Annotated in this window: 16 protein-coding genes; 14 read left to right on the top strand and 2 right to left on the bottom strand. The window is 48.9% G+C overall.

The genetic code is table 11. The features are described 5' to 3' along the window. Positions 1-16: 16 nt before the first annotated feature. The 6 genes from SG35_RS04580 to SG35_RS04560 all read left to right on the top strand — a co-directional run bounded on the left by SG35_RS04580 (position 17) and on the right by SG35_RS04560 (position 3642). Positions 17-961, top strand: a complete 945-nt coding sequence (locus tag SG35_RS04580) for a LysR family transcriptional regulator (protein WP_044831831.1) — start codon at positions 17-19, stop codon at positions 959-961. 285 nt (positions 962-1246) lie between these two features. Beyond that, positions 1247-1738 (top strand): nuclear transport factor 2 family protein, encoded by a 492-nt coding sequence (locus SG35_RS04575; protein WP_053042891.1) that lies wholly within the window; start codon positions 1247-1249, stop codon positions 1736-1738. Positions 1739-1833: 95 nt separating this feature from the next. Next, positions 1834-2232 (top strand): VOC family protein, encoded by a 399-nt coding sequence (locus SG35_RS04570; RefSeq protein ID WP_044831832.1) that lies wholly within the window; start codon positions 1834-1836, stop codon positions 2230-2232. Between the two features lie 55 nt (positions 2233-2287). Next, positions 2288-2647, top strand: coding sequence for a hypothetical protein (locus SG35_RS04565; RefSeq protein WP_044831833.1), 360 nt, complete (start codon positions 2288-2290; stop codon positions 2645-2647). Positions 2648-2784: 137 nt separating this feature from the next. After that, complete coding sequence (locus SG35_RS32070; protein ID WP_084692603.1) at positions 2785-3189, top strand: helix-turn-helix transcriptional regulator; 405 nt, start codon at positions 2785-2787, stop codon at positions 3187-3189. A gap of 63 nt (positions 3190-3252) precedes the next feature. Then, a complete protein-coding gene (locus SG35_RS04560) occupies positions 3253-3642 on the top strand; it encodes a VOC family protein (protein ID WP_044831834.1) in 390 nt (129 codons plus the stop codon). A 209-nt stretch (positions 3643-3851) separates the two neighbouring features. Here SG35_RS04560 and SG35_RS04555 read toward each other — a convergent pair whose 3' ends face one another. Continuing rightward, complete coding sequence (locus tag SG35_RS04555; RefSeq protein ID WP_044831835.1) at positions 3852-4553, bottom strand: hypothetical protein; 702 nt, start codon at positions 4551-4553, stop codon at positions 3852-3854. 266 nt (positions 4554-4819) lie between these two features. Here SG35_RS04555 and SG35_RS04550 point away from each other — a divergent pair, with 266 nt between their 5' ends. After that, complete coding sequence (locus tag SG35_RS04550; protein WP_044831836.1) at positions 4820-5512, top strand: hypothetical protein; 693 nt, start codon at positions 4820-4822, stop codon at positions 5510-5512. Positions 5513-5607: 95 nt separating this feature from the next. On the opposite strand, the gene SG35_RS04545 is transcribed toward SG35_RS04550, so the two are convergent. Beyond that, positions 5608-5847, bottom strand: a complete 240-nt coding sequence (locus SG35_RS04545; protein ID WP_044831837.1) for a hypothetical protein — start codon at positions 5845-5847, stop codon at positions 5608-5610. Positions 5848-6106: 259 nt separating this feature from the next. Between SG35_RS04545 and SG35_RS04540 the strand changes: the two genes are divergently transcribed. The 7 genes from SG35_RS04540 to SG35_RS04510 all read left to right on the top strand — a co-directional run bounded on the left by SG35_RS04540 (position 6107) and on the right by SG35_RS04510 (position 19775). Next, positions 6107-6736: a YiaD family glycine zipper/OmpA-like lipoprotein gene (locus tag SG35_RS04540; RefSeq protein ID WP_044831953.1), complete on the top strand. Its 630-nt coding sequence runs from the start codon at positions 6107-6109 to the stop codon at positions 6734-6736. A 217-nt stretch (positions 6737-6953) separates the two neighbouring features. Beyond that, a complete protein-coding gene (locus SG35_RS04535; protein WP_044831838.1) occupies positions 6954-8192 on the top strand; it encodes a helix-turn-helix domain-containing protein in 1239 nt (412 codons plus the stop codon). A gap of 445 nt (positions 8193-8637) precedes the next feature. Continuing rightward, the gene (locus tag SG35_RS04530) at positions 8638-11244 is read left to right on the top strand and encodes a glycoside hydrolase family 3 protein (protein WP_044831839.1); all 2607 of its coding nucleotides are present in this window, start codon (positions 8638-8640) and stop codon (positions 11242-11244) included. Positions 11245-11379: 135 nt separating this feature from the next. Continuing rightward, positions 11380-12675: a sugar MFS transporter gene (locus tag SG35_RS04525; protein WP_044831840.1), complete on the top strand. Its 1296-nt coding sequence runs from the start codon at positions 11380-11382 to the stop codon at positions 12673-12675. Positions 12676-12915: 240 nt separating this feature from the next. Next, positions 12916-15363, top strand: coding sequence for a TonB-dependent receptor (locus SG35_RS04520; protein ID WP_053042892.1), 2448 nt, complete (start codon positions 12916-12918; stop codon positions 15361-15363). Positions 15364-15372: 9 nt separating this feature from the next. Further along, positions 15373-17082: a CRTAC1 family protein gene (locus tag SG35_RS04515; RefSeq protein WP_084692605.1), complete on the top strand. Its 1710-nt coding sequence runs from the start codon at positions 15373-15375 to the stop codon at positions 17080-17082. A 146-nt stretch (positions 17083-17228) separates the two neighbouring features. After that, positions 17229-19775, top strand: coding sequence for a cellulase family glycosylhydrolase (locus tag SG35_RS04510; protein WP_044831842.1), 2547 nt, complete (start codon positions 17229-17231; stop codon positions 19773-19775). Positions 19776-19836 lie beyond the last annotated feature (61 nt).

Here is a 19836-nt window from a genome sequence, read left to right as displayed (position 1 = left end):
ATGACGAGTACAGTTTATGCATTCTTTAATTGCAATTAAATTGGCAAAAATGCAATCTTATACTGCACAAATGCAGCACCAGGGCAATATTATGGATTGGAACGATTTGAAGGTGGTTATCGCGCTTGCGGAGAAAAAGACGCTAAAGGCGGCTTCTGAGCAGTTAAGTGTCAATGCAACCACTGTGTGGAGGCGGGTGCAGCAGCTTGAAAGCAAACTTTCAACCCAGCTATTTATTGTTAGTCGTCAAGGCTACCAACTGACGGAGGCGGGGCGAACTGTTTTGGACAGTGCTAAGCAAATGGAATCGCTGGCCGATGGCATCCTTATCAACAGTGCGCTGCAACATGAAAAAGTTCAAGGTTTAATTCGTATTACCGCGCCTTCAACAATGGCAACTGTTACTTTGCCCGAATGGGTAAGCGAATTTCGCAGACAGTTCCCCGATGTTGAGTTTGAGATCCTTGAAAGTGAACAGACGCTAGATATCGAACATCGCGATGCGGATATTGCAATCAGGGCAAGTCATACCGTGCCGGAAAATCTAATTGCACGCAAAATAAGAGAGGTAACCTTGAGTATCTATGCATCTGAACATTTTCTGAAGACGAGTGGATACAGCCCTACGGTTCAGTTGTCAGAAATTAAAGACCTGAGAGCAATTGACTACATCCATTTAGATAACCCGGCAGTGCACTGGTATCAGAAACAGATTAAACACAACAGCAAATCTATATACTGTAATGCTATCACTACCGCTTTGAACGCTGCCCTTAATGATCAAGGAATCGCTTTGTTGCCCACTGATGATTCATATGATCTTGTGGAACTGTATCGACTGGACGCTAAGTACAACTCATCTATATGGATGATTGCTAATAAGGATCTAAGAAACACAGCCCGTATCAAGGCGTTTTGGGATTTCTTAATAACTAAAATGGAAAGCTATAAAGCCCGGTGATTTACAACGGGTGTGGTCAGAATTATTGATTTTCCATAATGCCGTTATCTAACGAGTTAAAACTGATATTACAGGTTCGATCTCTGTAAAGCCGTACACCTCTTCTAAACTTCCCTGTCTTCAGGTTTGCGGAAATTAACTTGTAACAAGTTGTTTAACAAGAATAAAACACAGTTGACTTTTGCTCCTTCGTCGCTAATTCTAGCCACTATATTTAGCCTGTTAACAGGGCGTTATGCTGGTCATTATTGACTGAAAAAATATGTATTTATAAAGGAGTTGTAAATGAATGCTCAAAAAGTGCTTAAGTTAATTTTTACGGGGTTTATAGTTTTATCCTTTTCTTTGGTTTGTCGGGCAAATGAAAAGTCATACAGTTCTTTAGAACAGTCAAACCTGAATAAAGCCATATACTGTATGGAAATATTAGAAAATAGAAACGACCTTAAACCTTCGCAAAGGATTAATATATTAAGAAATGAGTGCTATGCCGAAGACTTTGTTGAGCATTCACCCCATATAAGCGGTGGCCGGGAAGGATTATTCCGTTTATTCTTAAGTCGGTATAAAGAATACCCAAAGCTTTCAATGTCTATTAAGCGAAGCGCTTCCGAGGGTGATCTCGTTTGGTTACACCTTCATGTAAAGCGCACACCGGACTCTCGTGGAGCCGCTCTTATGCATATTTTTCGAATGAAAGATGGAATGGTTGTCGAGCACTGGGGGGTCGGGCAACCTGTTCCAGAAAAACCTAAAAACAACAACACAATGTTTTAAGTTAATCTAGGAGTTCGCGCTGCATTTGCGCATAGACCGTGTCTGCTTTTTGTGGGTAACCCCAATGTGAACAATTGAGAATAGTCGGAGATTGCATGATCGATATCAAGCGCATAAATCATGTGGGCCTCAGAGTTACAGATCTTGAGGTAACGCGTAGCTTTTATGAAAAGCTCGGGTTTAAATTTATCGTAGGCCCGGTTGGGCCTGAGCCTGTAGCTATTATGGAGCATCCTTGCGGAGTGAATATAAATTTTATTCTAAATTCCGACGATGATAAGCCCCTAAATCAATTGATGGATATTACCCCAAAGCATACGGGGTACACTCATATAGCGCTCGAAGTCGAAGATCTTATAAAAGTTCAAAGTGCGCTTACAGATTTAGGCTGCGTTATAACAGAAGGGCCGATTACCGTGCCAAGTGGAGCCTCTTTCATATTTATCAGGGATCCTGATAAAAATGTAATTGAGTTTCACCAGCCCGCAAAGTAGAGCCTTATGTAAATATACCAAACTAATATAACTGTTAATAACATTTGGGGTAACGATGAAACCTTTAGATATTGCAAACCACTACTTTAAATTATCAAATGAAAGTGATTTCGATGAGATAACAAAAATGTTTCGTGATAACTCGACTTTCTATTCCGCGAAACATGAACTGTTTCTTGGAGTCAACGATATTATGGCCATGCAACGATTACATCACGGCTCTTATAAGCAACTCCAATGGAAAGTTAAAAGTATGGAGGAAATAAAGCCCGGAATTATCCATTTCGATTTTGACTTTGAAGGTGAAACTCAAGCAGGTGAACGTATAGAGTATTCAGGCTTGGAGGATGTTGTTATTCATGCTGGAAAAATTCAACATATCCATGTTCGGCTTAAAGATGCATCTCGCCGCTAAATACTCACATAACTAGTGTGTCATCCAAGAGTTTTAATAAAAATGTCGCTAGGCAGGAAAACTTTTATTAAAATCCTTATACACAAGCATTATGTGTAAAACCAGACTTTAGCTGCCTTAAAGCCATAAATTTCCAAATGTCTAAAAAATCAAAAACATATTTTGAGAGTGAACTGGATCGTATATATAGCGAGAATTCATTGCGACCAGAGCAATATGTACAAGTAAGGCAATCAAAGGCTTTCATGGAAAAATTCTATTCTGACAGGGTAGAACTAAATGATCTGGCTAAAGCAGCGTTTATGTCTAGATTTCACTACGTCAGAATGTTTCAGCGCGTGTACGGTTTAACACCCCGAGCCTATTTAAGAGATTTACGTATCTCAAAGGCCAAAAGCTTGATACGAAGAGGTTTATCTGTCACTCAGGTTTGCTTCGATATTGGTTATGAAAGTGTGTCAACATTCTCATCAGTCTTTAAAAAATGTACAGGTTATACGCCAAGAGAGTATCGACGTCTCCATAACAGCAATCTAGAATAAGTTTTCCGATCTGATCCTGACTATTCTTAAAGCGTTCTGAATTTAATAGAGAGTTTCGAAGATATGATCAAAATATACGTAACGAGTGTACCCGTTAAGGATCAAGACAAAGCGCTGGATTTTTACACGCAAGTTTTAGGCTTTATCAAGAAAAAAGATGTCCCCTTGGGAGAGCACAAGTGGCTGACTGTGGTATCCCCCGAAGAGCAATTCGGAGTTGAGCTTTTGCTAGAGCCCATGGCTTTTGAGCCCGCAAGATTGTACCAGCAATCCCTGAAAGAGGCAGGTATTCCATGGACCTCCTTCGCTGTTGACGACATAGAAAAAGAGTATCAGAGACTTTCCACTCTGGGGGTAGAATTTTCAATCCCTCCCAGGGAAGCTGGAAACGTCATGATTGCCGTGCTTGACGATACCTGTGGAAATTATATTCAGCTGATGCAAGAGCTATAGCAACAGCGCGAATTCAGTCGTTAACACATAACCACTCAAACTACGATCGGCAACAAAGCTGGCTGGAGCTACGCACTGTGTGCTCCGGCCCCAATTTCAGCCGTTACTATAACTTCCCACATCAAGTAAAAAATACCGATCCCGGCTCATGAATTTAAGAGCCATAAAATACATTCACCTTGTTTTTGGCGATATCTCCGGCAGAACCTTCATTTATTATTTTTTTCCCCATGCCCCTTCTTTTGCCAATACCAGGTGGCTAAAGGCAGTAATATTGCTGCCCACAACCATTGCCAGTTATTGGTAAAAAACAGGGTAAGTTGCTGCATGGCCGTTACTGTCACGGCGATCTTTTTATCAAAGGTGGTTATCGCCCTGGGAGTTGCCTGCCCGTCTATTTCCAGGTGCGCGGTCAAGGTTAAATGCAGGTTATGCAAGCCGGTTTTCCTGGGATGAATTTCCCAGCGCCACTGGGTCGGCAACTCCCTGGATACCGCCTGGATCTCGGGAGTGATCGGGGTAATTTGAAAATGATAACCGCTTAACCTGGCCTCCATACGGTTAGCAACTTTAATACTGGCGCCATGTTTTTCTCCCGCTGCCGCAATCACCTCTTTTAGTTCAGCGATGGTGTCTGTCAGGCTCAGTATCAGATGAACCTGTGAGCCATCATTAAGGTTCAGGGCTGAAGGCGCATTAAAGGCAATATTGGCCGATACCATGGCTTTTAGCGCCTCATCGACCCCGCCTGGAATACTTTTTACCGATACTGACGGCGCCGGTTCGGCTCTGTCTACATCACCGGGACGAGGAGGTTTTATCTCGCCAGAGAAAAAGCTAAACCACAAGGTGGCGGTTAATATCACTATGGCGCCAAGCAAACCAATCGAAATATTCCATGTTTTATTCATCACATCCTACCTGATTTCCCCCCGGCTCATCCGCATCAAACCCTGCCGACAAGCGTTACTACTATGGTTTATCTATCTGAAACAACACTATATTTAACCATAGCCCTGATCTCGCTTTATTGGTACTCAGCAAAACAAACCGGCCTGATCTCCCCTGCTCCCCAAAAAACAACAAACCTTTTAATTCCATTTTTTTAATCAAATAGACACTTTAATGTGCAATAATTTTGCCGGGAATTTAAACACAAACATGTAAAGGAAAATACGTGAAAGCAATGATTCAATACCCCTGCATTATTATACTGACAACCCTATGTTCGGCTTTCAGCCATCAGGCCATGAGCTCAGATTTAACGGCATTTTATCAAAATTGCACCCGGGATCTGGACACTCAATCCCGGTATCAGGATTGCCAAAACATATTGGCTGCCGAAAACCTGGATAACACTTATGATGACGGCTTTACGGCTCAGGCAAGCTTACCAACCATTATTGTCGGGACTAAATTTACCTTTGATCTCGCCAAAGACTTAGAGGTTACGACCCTGGCGGATGTGCTTGAGGATCCGATGCGATACGGCTATTACCGCACGGACGGTTATTGTGCAGACTCCTGGGACTGGAGCGATGATGACTGCCGGTTGGAAGATTTAAAGCGGCAATATGACATCAATGCCGTTTATGAAGCCAGCGCCCAGGTTCCGGTTGTCGGCGATAACGGCCAGCTGTTAAATTTTGATGTGCTTGGACAAATCCACAATGCCGTGGTCTGGTTCAGTGTCCGTTGCGGTACCTTCAGGGAAATCGATATTGACGATACTTTGGCCATTTCGCAAAGCGAGGTCACCTCAGGCAGTTGCGACTCATTGCGCATTTACTTTAAACCAAGACATCCGTTTAATTATCAAGATCCGCAATTAGAAGGTTTCTTGACTGTGATTATTTCTGAGAGTTTTTAACCAGAGAGTAAATAAGCGGAACCCGCTTGCACTTGAATGATGAGCCTGAGGTGAAACCACCTCAGGCCCATAAAGATCTTTAATTCAGAGAAAAATTAAAGCAAGGTGGTTATTTCGTATTTGCCGCCCTGGCTGGTGCAATTAACGGCGTATTGTCTGGCTTCGACATAATAATCCGCCAGCTCATACCATAGGAAAGAGCCGTTGAAACTATCATAACACGCCACATGATATACAACGCTGTTCGGATCTTTCGCATTCGCCGGCGCACTCGTCACAGCACCGGCCAACATCATACCGGCCGCAGCCATAGCTAACATTACACTACTTTTCATTATTATTTTTCCTTGTTAATTATTAACATACGAACAAAAGATTACTTTTTGCCCGGACAACATTAAGCTAGTGTTTCCCGGTATGTTTAGCAATGCACTTCACAACAATTTCAGGTAAATAAAACTTTTTCACCTGCAATTCACACTTTTTTACCTTTGATTCATCTCTCGTTCAGCTAACTTTGATATCATTCGCTCCATTGATGCAAACCCGCTGTTGTGCAAGTTTGTTTTTTCACTTTTATTTGGGCAATTTAATATGTTAGCAAAAAAAACTCTTATCCCCGTGATTGCTGTTTCCTTGATTTTTTCCGGCTGTGCAGCCACCAATGCCGAAAAAGGTGCGGCTATCGGCGCCATTACCGGTGCGGTTTTAGGTAAATCTACCAGCAACCATAAAAACAAACGTGCCGTGTGGGGCGCAGCCATAGGCGCCATTGCCGGTGCCGCCGTCGGCACTTATATGGACAAGCAGGAGCAGGAGTTCCGCCAGGAGCTGGCAGGCTCGGGCATAGATGTTGTGCGCGAAGGCGACAACCTGCGTTTGATCATGCCTTCAAACATTACCTTTGCTTCCGGACAGTCGTATATTACCGCAGGCTTTCATAACACCCTAGATGATATCGCCAAGGTACTGGCCAAATTCGATAAAACCCTGCTGAGCATCGAAGGCCATACCGACAGCACCGGCAGCGACGCCTTTAACCAGACCTTATCGGAAAAAAGGGCAGAAAGCGTCAAATACTACCTGGTTAAACAAAGCATCCAGAGTGACAGACTGCACACCACAGGTTACGGCGAATCTCAGGCCATCGCCAGTAACGACACCGAGCAGAACCGCGCCCTCAACCGCCGGGTTGAAATTCAAATCATCCCGAATAAGGCATAACAGCCAAGCGCAGAATAAAAGACAAAAGCCGCTAAGTGATTCACTTTCCGGCTTTTGTTGTTATCTAACTGATCCCTTTATGGATAATATCAAACCAATATAGTATTCTTCCCGCAAGTTTGATAAAGCAACCAAGTTTTGCAGCATTTACAAGCACTGTTTTTCACATCAACTGAAAACGGTAAAGATGTTTTGCTGACGGGAATATTAAGCCTTAATGGATAAAACCCTCTTTAACTTACATGATCTGGTGTTATTGCTGCTGGCGTTTGAATGTCTGGCCTTTAGCGCTTTCCTGCTGGTAAGTAAAAACGTCAAACCCTTAGGGCATTTATTGCTGGCGGCTTTTTTGGTGAGCCATAGCCTGATCGCCCTGCACGAACTCATTTTATGGGGCAGCGCTTTCCGCCACTGGGTATTGTCCTTGTCGCCGAACATTTTCTTCAGTGTTAACTTTGCCTATTTTCTTGACGGCCCGCTGCTGTATTTGTTCGTTTGCAGCCTGGTAAAAGCTGACTTCTCGGTGCAGAAAAAACAGCTGCTGCATCTTTTGCCCGCAGTCATTTTTTTGTTTTACATCAGCGGCGCTTATTATGCCCTGGAGCCGGCAGCAAAAGCCGAGCAAATCACCAGCTATCAGTTTACCTATAGCTGGCATTACCTGTTGTTCGACACCATAGCAAAACTGTGCCGGGTCATTTACCTGCTGCTGGCATTTAAACTGGTATCCGGCGCCCTCAAAGCCAGTGCGCCAGGAAAAAACCTGATTCAGCTATCCCCGGAGAAAAGCTGGATAAAGTACCTGCTCGGCGCTTTTTTCATGGTCATCACCTGGGAAGCACTGCTGACCTTGATCAAGGTTTACGGCCTGTTTTCGCCGGTGAATGTCCGGGTATTCGAGATCCTCGGCATATCCGATTATTACTTTTTGTTCGCGCTGATCAATATGCTGATTTTCTTAACCTTTAAGGAAATAACTCTGGGTAATGTACAAGCAGGCGCAGCCACCATCAGCACTACTGCCGCCAACCGGGCGCAAACGCAAGAAAATGAAACAGAAGTTAAGCCTAAAGAGCCGGTGAATATGGACTATGTGCACAGCATAGAAAAAGCGATGACACAGCAGCATGTTTATCGCAATCCCAATATCTCGCTGGAGCGGCTGGCGGAGCAACTATCCATCCCGGTAAAAGACTTATCCAGTACCATCAACCGCCATTTCCAGGTCAATTTTTACGAGTACCTCAACGGTTACCGCATCAATGAAGCCAAACAAACCCTGGAGCGTGAAGCGGCCAGTAAACGCAGCATTACCGACATTTTCTACGAGGCCGGTTTTAACAGTAAATCGGTTTACAACACCCTGTTCAAAAAGCAGTTTAATACCACCCCCAGCCAGTACCGCAAGCAGTTTCAGGGCCAAAAAACAGCGGCTAAGAATACCACCGAAAAATAACCCTTTCCGGTCGCTTTAAGATAAAACCGTTAACGGGTTCACCTGCTATTCTTCGGCTTTAACACTGCCGAAAACAAGCCCGCTGTGCTCTTTTTGACAAGATTTATCAGCCAAAACTACCGCTATCACCTCCTTGTCACCATGATTTCCCCTCAAAACAACAAAACAATAACACACTAAATATCAACAACTTAAAGGTTCTCATTCTTACCAGAACGTTCTGATTAAGGTTATTTCCCCTTTTGGAACGACAAGGCGTTGAAGGCAAATCTAGAATGCTGGCAGTAACAAATTATCTTGCTGGTTCATTAAGGTTTGTCATAACAAGTAAAGCCCGTTGCTGAAGGAATTAGCCGGCAGTATTTGCCAAGTGACAGATAAGAGAAGCCACAAGCACAACTACAACAACGATTTCTAAAAAAGAATAAAGGGAGCCGAGTAAAGCATGAATATCAGCACCAAATTGACTATGGTTGCGCTGAGTACCTTGACCGTCACCGCCTGTTTAACCTCAGAGCAAAGCGGCGATGCAGAAGGGAAAAGCCAGCACCCGATCGCAAGTACATCGCTTGAAAGCCAGGGCATCGCCACCAAAGCATTATGGCCGAAAGATATTCACCGGGTTGAAAAAAGTCAGCTGCTGGAAACCCGCATCGACACCCTGATCGCCACTATGTCCAACGAGCAAAAAATTGCCCAGATGGTACAACCGGAAATCCGCTCGATGACGGTTGCCGACATGCGCCAATATGGTTTCGGCTCTTATCTTAACGGCGGCGGCGCTTTCCCGGGCAATGACAAACACGCCAAAGTAACTGACTGGGTGCAACTGGCAGAAGACATGTACCAGGCTTCCGTCGACGACAGCCTCGACGGATCCACCATTCCCACCATGTGGGGCACAGACGCCGTCCACGGCCATAACAATGTCATCGGCGCGACGATTTTCCCCCACAATATCGGCCTGGGGGCCATGAATAACCCGGGGCTAATTCATCAAATCGCCACCGCTACCGCCAGCGAAGTGGCCGCTACCGGTATCGACTGGGTTTTTGCACCAACCGTTGCGGTTGCCCGGGATGATCGCTGGGGCCGCACCTATGAAAGTTATTCCGAATATCCGGATATCGTCAGCCGTTACTCCGCAGAGATCGTTTCCGGCTTACAGGGCCAGGGTAAAACCCAGTTTGACAGTGAGCATGTCATCAGTACGGTAAAACACTTTCTCGGCGACGGCGGCACAGAAAACGGTAAAGATCAGGGCAATAACCTCAGCAGTGAACAAGCACTGATCGACCTGCATGCCCAGGGCTACTTTTCAGCTCTTGAAGCCGGGGTACAAACCGTTATGGCCTCTTACAACAGCTGGCACGGCAGTAAAATGCACGGCAACGAAAGCCTGCTGACCGGGGTATTAAAAGATCACATGGGCTTTGACGGCTTAGTGGTCGGCGACTGGAACGGTCACGGCAAGCTCCCCGGATGCAGCAATGACAGCTGTGCCCTCGCCATCAATGCCGGGGTCGATATTATTATGGTGCCGGATGACTGGAAGGCCTTTTATCACAACACCTTGAAACAGCTGGCCGACGGTACTATCAGGCAATCCCGGGTAGACGATGCCGTGCGCCGTATCTTAAGGGTGAAACTGCGCGCCGGTTTATTCGACAATCCATCTCCCGCCACCCGACTGGCCAATAACGGCAATGATATTATCGGCTCGCAGGCACACAGGGATATTGCCCGTCAGGCGGTAAGAGAGTCTCTGGTATTGCTGAAAAACAATGACAACATTTTGCCGCTTGCCCCCAGGCAAAACGTGCTGGTCACAGGATCCGGCGCCGACAATATCGGTATGCAGTCCGGCGGCTGGACCATTTCCTGGCAGGGTACCGGCAACAGCAACAGCGACTTCCCCGGCGGCAGCTCTATCTTTGACGGCATAAAAGCCCAGGTAACCAGCGCCGGCGGCAGTGTCGAATTAAGCACAGATGCCAGCTTCAAGCAAAAACCCGATGTTGCCGTGGTTGTCTTTGGCGAGCAACCCTATGCCGAATATGACGGTGATATCACCACCATTGAACACCAGGCAGGCAATAAAACCGATCTGGCGCTGTTAACCTCATTAAAAGCCCAAGGCATTAAAGTAGTTTCCGTGTTTATCTCCGGCCGTCCGCTGTGGGTCAATGCCGAGCTGAACCAGTCAGACGCTTTTGTCGCCGCCTGGTTGCCTGGCTCTGAAGGCCGCGGGGTAAGCGAGGTACTCTTTAGCAAGGCCAATGGCGAGATCAATTATGACTTTGTCGGTAAGCTGCCATTTTCCTGGCCGGCATCTGACGGGCAAAACAGTTTGAACTTTCCCGGGGTAAAAAACAAAGCAGCTGATTACCAACCGCTGTTTAGCTACGGCTATGGCCTGAACTATCGAGATGAGTTAACCGTCAGCAACGAACTTAACGAAAAAAGCAGTTTACAAACCGCCAGTGCCGACAGCGAAAACAGCTACGGCCTGTTTAACCGCCGCCCGGAAAATAACCTGGAGTTTTACCTGGCAGATGCTGCCAACCCGGAGCTTCTGGTAACCGGTAATTACGCCACCACGGCGGGCTCGGATAACCTGGTTTTTGATTCCGTCGACTGGAAAAAACAGGAAGATACCCGGGAATTTACCTGGTCGGGCAACGCCAGCGCCTCGGTCTACCTAAAAGGCGAGCAGAGCATAGATTTGACACAACTCGATTTGGCCGGCGGCCGGCTGGTGTTTGATGTCAAGGTCAGCTCGGCGCCAAATGCGGCGGTATACCTGGGCATGGCCTGCGGCGAAAACTGCGCAGCCAAACTCGACATCAGCAAGCAATTACAGGCACTGCCGGTAACCCAATGGCAGCAAATGGCAATCGACATGACCTGCTTCAGCCAGACAGGTTTAAAGCCCGAGCAGGTGACGAAGCCGCTGATTTTTGAAAGCAGCACTGCGGTGAAATTCAGTATTGCCAATGTCCGGATCGCCAAAGGCGGGCAAACGGCAAACTGCAACCTGTTCGCCAACTGATGTCTTAAGTCTTCATCTCTTAATTAACGACTTTTTTAATATCAACCTTAGTCAGCGCTTCCCTGCACGGAAGCGCCGACAAATGCCGCCCGATGCCAAGGGCTCAGGCGGCGCAACAAGCAAGCAGGAGCTATTATGGCCGGCACATTTTCACCCGATGAGGTCAGACTCGACGGCAATACCTCAAACCAGGGGCAGGATGATCAGCGCACGGGATATGCCTTTGCCCTGGTATCATTAACCAGTTTATTTTTTATCTGGGGTTTCTTAACCAGCTTAAACGATATTCTTATCCCCCATTTAAAAAATGTTTTTTCACTAAACTATACCCAGGCGATGCTGATCCAGTTTTGCTTTTTCGGCGCCTATTTTATTGTTTCGCTGCCGGCAGGCCGCCTGGTGCGTAAAATCGGTTATCAAAAAGGCATAGTGTTCGGCTTGATAATCGCCGGTATCGGTTGCCTGGCGTTTTACCCGGCGGCGGCGTTGCAGGCCTACCCGGTATTTCTCGGCGCCTTGTTTATTATGGCCTCGGGCATCACCCTGTTGCAGGTTTCCGCCAACCCGTATGTCACCGCCCTGGGCAGCAGTAAAACCGCCTCCGGCCGGCTGACCATGACCCAGGCATTTAATTCTTTGGGCACCACAGTTGCCCCGCTATTCGGCGCGGTGCTGATTTTAACGGCTGCGACCACAGGACTGGAGCAACTGAGCGAGGCCCAGTTTAAGGCACAGGAAGCGCAGGCAGTGCAAGGCCCTTATCTGATGCTGGCTTTTAGCCTGATGCTGCTGGCTTTTATTTTTTCCCGGTTGAACTTGCCGGTGATCGCCAGCCACCAGCAACAAAGCGCACAGGAGAAAAACCTGCCGGGTATCTGGTCTCACCGCCATTTGATGCTGGGGGCGATCGCCATCTTTGTTTATGTCGGTGCAGAAGTCTCTATCGGCAGCTTTTTGATCAACTTCCTCGGCGAAGAAAATATCGCCGGCATGGCAGAAGCCGAAGCGGCGGCCTTAATCGCCTATTACTGGGGCGGCGCTATGGTCGGGCGTTTTATCGGCGCTATCATCATGCAAAAAGTTGCTGCCGGTAAGCTGCTGGCCCTAAATGCCCTGCTGGCAACCGCCATGGTGGTTATCGCCATGAGCCTGTCCGGCAATATCGCCATGTATGCCATTTTGCTGGTGGGATTATTTAACTCCATCATGTTCCCCACCATCTTCAGCCTGGCATTAAGGGGGTTAAAACACCACACCAGCCAGGGTTCGGGCATCTTATGCCTGGCGATTGTCGGCGGGGCGATAGTGCCGCTGCTGCAAGGCATACTGGCGGATAATATCGGCATCCAGCTGTCCTTTATCCTGCCGCTGCTTTGTTACCTCTATATCGGCTATTACGGCCTGTTCGGCTCGAAAAGCAAAAGCAGCTGAGCCAGAACTAGCAAAACATGATCAACAAAAAATACGCAAAAAGATGAACATTGAAGTTCACAACTAAGTTCAAAACCAACGAGTTTGAGCGGTGTTCTCTAAGGTTGGAATACACCGTAAACAGCCAGGGATTGGGTTTAACGCCCGCAATGAAATATGCTTATCACAAGTCCAGTGGAAAAGGCATAAGGCTTTATTGCGGGAAAGCAAAACAAGAATGACCTAACTGGGGAGAGTAGTATGAGTAAGCATTCAACAAGCCAGGCTTTCAATAAAAAAAGTTTTTTATCTAAAGCCATCCGCTGCGCCTTAATCACAGGTGTTTGCACGACACCGGCACTTGTCCACGCCGCCGAAGCAGAGACAGACCAGGCCCGTGAAATAGAAGTGATCCAAGTCACCGCCGAGCGCCGGGTGGGCAATCTGCAGACCACGCCGATTGCCGTAACCGCCATGAGCCAGGAAGCCTTAACCGAGCATAATATTGCCGATGTCACCGATCTGACCGGTTACGTACCCAGCCTGGTGGTGTCCGGCCAGGAAGATCAGTCGGATATTAAAGTTTATATCCGCGGTGTCGGCACCAATAACCCGACGGAAACCGGCGACCAGGGGGTCGGGGTTTATGTCGACGGCGTCTATGCCGCCCGTGCCCAGGGAGCGCTGGCATTGATGTATGATCTTGAAGGCATCCAGGTCTTACGCGGTCCGCAAGGCACCCTGTTTGGCCGCAACAATACCGGCGGCGCCCTGCTTTTGGAAACGAAAAAGCCCGGCGACGAGTTCGAAGGGGATTTCCAGATGACCTTCGGCAATTATAACCGCCAGCAAATTTCCGGCGGTGTCACCATCCCGGTAACCGATAATTTATCATTCCGCCTTGCCGGTTACCTCGATCGGGACGACGGCTGGGTCAATGCCATAGACACAGATCCCAGGGGCAGCGAGCACAATTACAGCGGTTTAGAGATAGGCCGGGTTGCCGATACCAATACCAAACTCAACAATACCGATGTCCGTTCGGCGCGCCTGACCGGTTTATGGAACATCAGCGAAGATTTAACCTGGACCGCCTCCTTTGAAACCTTTTCCGACCAGGGCAACCACGGTATCCTGTTAAATCCGGTACTGGTGGAACAGGATAACTTCGACGCCTTTATCGACTCGCCGGTATCCCTGGATTTAACCTCTGATGTCTGGCGCTCGACCCTGAGCTACGACATCACAGATGGCATCAATGTCGAGTATATTGTCGGTCACAGCCAGCTTGACCGCCACCAGGTAGTGGATCAGGACGCCGGGGTGATCTCCCGCTTCCAGGAAGGCCGTACCGAATACCAGTACTCGGATGCCACCAGCCACGAACTCAAAATTCAAAATACCGACAATGGTCCGCTAAGCTGGACCACGGGCTTATATTATTTTGAAGAAGAAACCAATATCCGCTTCGACTTCGACGGCCAGGGCTCCTGGTTGCAGGGGGGCAACACCTTTATCCAGCCCGCGCGTGGCGCGGAATCCAAAGCAGCTTTCCTGCAACTGGGTTATCAGCTGACCGATGAACTGACGTTAACCGCCGGTGTGCGTTATACCGATGATTTAAAATATGACCGCGGTGGCCGCAATATCCAGGATTGTAATAACGAATTTATCCGTCCGACCTTAGGCGGCAGCCAGTTATCGGTATTTGAAGATTTTCTTAACAACAGCACAGGTATGGAAGGGGCCGACGGCCTGGACGACTACACAGGCCTGGAGCGTACCCGCAACCAGTGTGCCGCCACGTTGCGCAATGATATCGAAGATGAGTCCAGCAAAACCACCTATTTGCTGCGCGCCGATTATCAAATGAAAGATCACTTGATTTATGCCAGTGTCGGCACCGGCTACCGCGCCGGGGTGATCCAGGACGGCGGCGAGTCCACCAAACCGGAAAACAGCACCAGCTATGAAATCGGCTCCAAGTCGGATATCAACACTGAATATGGCGATGTGCGCATCAACCTGGCGGCCTTTTTTATCGACTACGAAGACCTGATCCGCTCTGGCTTTGATGAAGACAAAAACCAGATAGTGAACTCCAATGTTGCCGCCGCCGAAATCAAAGGGGTTGAAGCAGAAATCACCTGGTTATTCGGTGACGGCGGACGCCTGGACTTTGCCGGCTCATACTTAGATGCCAGCTATACCGACTATATCTCAGACAACGGCGGCGATAACCCGGGCAATGAACTTATCACCGAAGGACCCCAGGCGGGCTTATACGACTTAAGCGGCAATACCCTGCCCCAGTCGCCTGAGCTGCAGTTCAGCGCCAACCTGAGCTGGGCCTTCAGTACGGATCACGGCGATTATATCCCAAGGTTGAATGTCCGTTATGTCGATGACATCTACTTTACCGATCAAAACCAGGTATCTTCCGCCATCAACAATACCATCAACGATGTTCAGCAAACCGGTACCTACTTCGGCGATGATGCCGCCGGCCAGGAAGCCCATACCAAGATGAACCTGGGCATGAAATTCTATCCGGCAGAAGGCGACTGGTCACTGGACTTCTATGTCAACAATGTCACCGACAAGATGACCCGCTCCAGCGTGTCCTTCGATAACGGTACCGCCGCCGGTAACCCCGGCCGTTACGCCGCGCCGAGAACCTTTGGCGTGCGCTTCAATACTTCTTTCTAAGAGGTAGATATGATGACCACATTATCGAAATTACTAGCTGTTTCGATAGTGCTTACCCTGGCCGCCTGTGGCGGCTCGGGGTCTGGCTCTGCAAACAACAGCTCTGCTGATGCCGGTGTCGATGAAACACCGGCATCAGCGACACCCGGTAAGTTATTCACGGACATCACCGCCGCCACAGGGATAAATTACCTGCAGGGTTACCAACAAGCCGGTAACCTGACGGCCATGGAAAAATTCTGCGGCGGCGTCGCCTCCGGCGATTTTGACAACGACGGCCTGACCGACCTGTTCATTGTCCGCGGCGATATCGGGGCGCACCTGCTCTATAAAAACCTGGGCAATAACCAGTTCGATGAGGTTGCCGCCAGTGTCGGCATCAGCATTGAAAATCATCTGGGTTGCGGCCCGGCATTTGCCGATATTGACGGCGATAATGATCTCGATCTTTTTATCGGCGGCATCAAGGGCAACCGGAATTTTCTGCTGGAAAATAAACAGGATGAAAATGGCCGGATTTATTTTGAAGATATTTCCGATCTCTCGGGCTTAGCAGACACCGCCGCCGACAATACCATTTCCGCCTCCTTCGGCGACTATGATAAAGACGGCCTGGTGGATTTGTTTATCACCCACTGGGGTACTCCTGCCAGCACGGAAAAACAGCACTTGTGGCGCAATACCGGCAACAATGTTTTTGTTGATGTCACCCAAGACTCGGGCCTGGCCGGGCATATCATTCAGACTCCTACCGGCAATGCCATGTTGGGACCGGATCATGATTATACTTTTGCCGGCACCTTTGCCGATATCAACAACGACAGTTATCCCGACTTGCTGCTGGTGGCCGACTTTGGCACCAGCCAGGTATTTATCAATGACCGCAACGGCGGCTTCGATAATGCCACCAGCTCAGTGATCAAAGATGAAAACGGCATGGGCTCAGCCGTCGGGGATATCGACAATGACGGTGACCTGGACTGGTTTGTCAGTGCCATTTTTAGCTATGACTCTCCCGGCAACCGGCTTTACCTGAACCAGAGTCTGAACCAAAGCGAACAGGGAGATAACAGCAACATCTTTACCGATGCCAGCAATGCCTTAGGGCTGGAACAGGGAGACTGGGGCTGGGCATCCTGTTTTGCCGATTTTAACAGCGACGGTTTCCTCGATATCTTCCATGTCAACGGCTGGGACGAGAGCCTGTTTGATTTTGACTTTGCCAATGATAAATCACGGTTATTTCTCTCGGATCGCAGCGGGCTGGCAGGCAATGATCACCAGCTGAAATTTGTCGAAAGCGCCTTTGCCTCCGGGATCACAGACCGGCAACAAGGACGCGGCATAGTCTGTTTTGATTCCGACCGGGACGGGGATATCGATATTTTTGTCGTCAACAACGATGATAACAGCGCCATCCTGTACCGTAATAATTCGGACAGCAGCCGTAATACCCTGACACTGACCTTAGAGGGATTAAGCCCGAACACCCAGGCGGCAGGCGCCAGGATCACCCTCAATGCCGGTGATCTGGAACTCACCCGGGAAATCAGCCTGGGCAGCAACTTTATCTCGCAAAATCCGGTGGAGCAATATTTTGGCTTAGCTGAAAACACGCAAATCGACCAGATCCGCGTGGACTGGCCCAATGGGCGCATTTCACTGGAAAACAATATCCAGGCGAACCAGCATTACCGGATTTCGCACCCGGATAATTAAAACCTTAATAACCCAAGCACCAGGACTTGATGAAGGCATTCGCTTATCGCGCTTTCATCGGGTCCGTTAACAGGCGCTTTTTAACACGACAACCAGTTAACGAGCAAACGATTACCTAACTCTTATTTAAAAACAGAGGCCTAGTGATGAATAGAATAAAAGACAAAATCACAGCTAACAAAAGCAAAATGACCTTAACCACGGCGGCTGTGCTGATGGCTTTACAGGGCTGCGGCAGTGACGCCCCCGGCGCAAAAGCCACAGTATCTTCTCCTTATGAACAACCGGTAGCCCAGCAGGAAAGCTATTCCTTGCTCAAACAAAACGGCACCATCTGGATGAACCAACAGGATCAGAAGGTTTCCCTGCGCGGCATCAACCTCGGCAACTGGCTGGCGATGGAAATGTGGATGCTCGAAGCCAGCGATAACCCGCTGGGGGAAAATATTCCCGACCAGTACAGCCTGGAAGAAAAACTCAGTGAACGTTTCGGCGAAGCGGAAAAAGAACAGCTGATGACGGTATTTCGGGATAACTGGATCACCGGGAACGACTGGGACGTGATTAAGGATAGCGGCTTCAACCTGGTACGTATCCCGTTTTTGTACAGTTTGCTCGAAGATGACAACAACCCAAAAACCTTAAAAGCAGATGCCTGGCGTTATCTCGACTGGGCCATTGCCGAGGCTAAGGAACGTGAACTTTATGTGATCTTGGATCTGCACGGCACAGTGGGCCGACAGGGATGGGAGCAACATACCGGTCGTGAAGGCCAGAACAAGCTATGGGAAAGTGACGAATACAAAGATCGCACCCTTTGGCTGTGGCGACAAATCGCCGACAAGTATAAGGATGAAGCCGCAATTGCAGGTTACGGCCTGTTAAACGAACCCTGGGGCACAGACGCCGAAACATTAAAAGATTTCAGTATTGAGCTCTACCGGGCGGTGCGCGAAGTGGATAATAACCATATCGTGATTTTACCCGGCCATAACTCCGGCGGCATCGAAGCCTACGGCGATCCCTTCGACTCGGGCATGACCAATGTCGCCTTTGAAATCCACCAATACCCCGGTATTTTCGGCTGGGGTGAAATCGGCTATGAAGTGCACCGCGACTGGCTCACCTGTGGTGAAAGCGGCGCCACCGGCGTATGCGACTGGGCTAAACAGGCCAGGGATGTTTATACCCCGCTGCTGGTGGGTGAATTACAGCCCTGGACCGGACTGGGTGAGCTCGGCGGCCCTATCACCCGGGCAACCTTTGATACCTTCAACGATCTCAACTGGGCGGCAACCGCCTGGTCCTATAAAACCACTTCTCCTGCCGGCGGCTTAGGCAACGGCCAATGGGGCCTGGTGACCAATAACGGCGATCAGCTGCTGGCCAAGGCGGAAACCTGGTCCTGCAACGACTGGGAGAGTAATTTCAGTGATGCCTGCAGCGGCCCGGCAAAAAGCACTACGCCTTATTCCGGCGAAGGCAGCAAAACCATGTACCTGGTGATCAAAACCGGCGCCTTTAACGGCTCGGACGTGATTTATGATGATATTCATTTAACCAATGATGCCAGCGGTGAAGATATCTTGCTCAACGGTGACTTTGGCAGCAATAGCGGCTGGACCGAGTTATCCCTGTGGGGAGATCCCCGCAATTACGACTTTAACTATAACGCCGGTGAATTTGCCGGCAGCGACACGGGCGCAGCCCTGCGCATCACCTCTCCCGCCGGTAACCACAGCCTGATCTACCAGCCGGTGCAAGTAGAAGGCGGCCAGTCCTATACCCTGAGCGGCAAGTTTAAAGACAACGGCGCCGGCGGCAATGATATGTGGGCGGAAATATACCTGGTGCCGGATATGCCGCAGGAATGGGTAGACGTACAGGGACGCTCCCTGCCCCAAATAGATGTCAACAGCTCAAGCAAGGAAGAGATTGAAAGCTATTTTGCCGCCTTCGGTACCATGGATTACATCATCAATGATTATGTGGTCGATGCCATGACCGCTGAGCAGGCACCGGAAATTTTCACTAACATTCCCGGCAAACCGGCAGATTTGGCCTTAACCGTAAGTGAAGATGCCATCGGCTTAAGCTGGAATGCCGCCGAAGGCGACGTAAGCGGTTACAAGATTTACCGCAGCACCGCCTCCCGCTCAGGCTTTGAGGTGATAGCTGAAACCACAAGCACCAGCTATAGCGATGTTATTTCAAGCGGCGACACCACTTACTATTATTATGTCGCCGCCTTCAACGATATCGACCTGGGCTACGGCAGCGAGATCGCCGCCAGCGGGCCGAGTTTCTTCTCGATCCCGGGATTGATCGAAGCGGAAAACTATACCAGCGCCCATCCCGGGGTACAGACGGAAAGCAGCGGCGATAACGGCGGCGGCTCCAATATCGGCCATTTCGAGATAGACCGCTGGGTGGATTATGACGTGAAAATCGACAGCGCCGGAGAGTATACCGTGGAGTACCGCCTGGCCACCGTGCCCGGTAGCGACGGTTTCAGCCTGCTTATCGGCGATGAAGTGCTCGACACGGTTACCGTGCCCGCCACCGGCGGCTGGCAGGATTATATCACGGTCACTTCCACAGTAACCCTGCCTGAAGGCCAGTACACCATAAGGTTAAATTCCAACGGCCAGGAGTGGAATTTGAACTGGTTCAGCTTTACCAAAAGTGAGTAAAAACTCATTCAGGTGAAACCCCCTCTGTTTCGCTCTAAACAGAGCAAATGCCGATAGCCCG

It is taken from the genome of Thalassomonas actiniarum (genome assembly GCF_000948975.2).
Classification (GTDB): domain Bacteria; phylum Pseudomonadota; class Gammaproteobacteria; order Enterobacterales; family Alteromonadaceae; genus Thalassomonas; species Thalassomonas actiniarum.
Note: the sequence above shows the minus strand (reverse complement) of the source record. Positions and strands in the feature narration are given on the sequence as shown.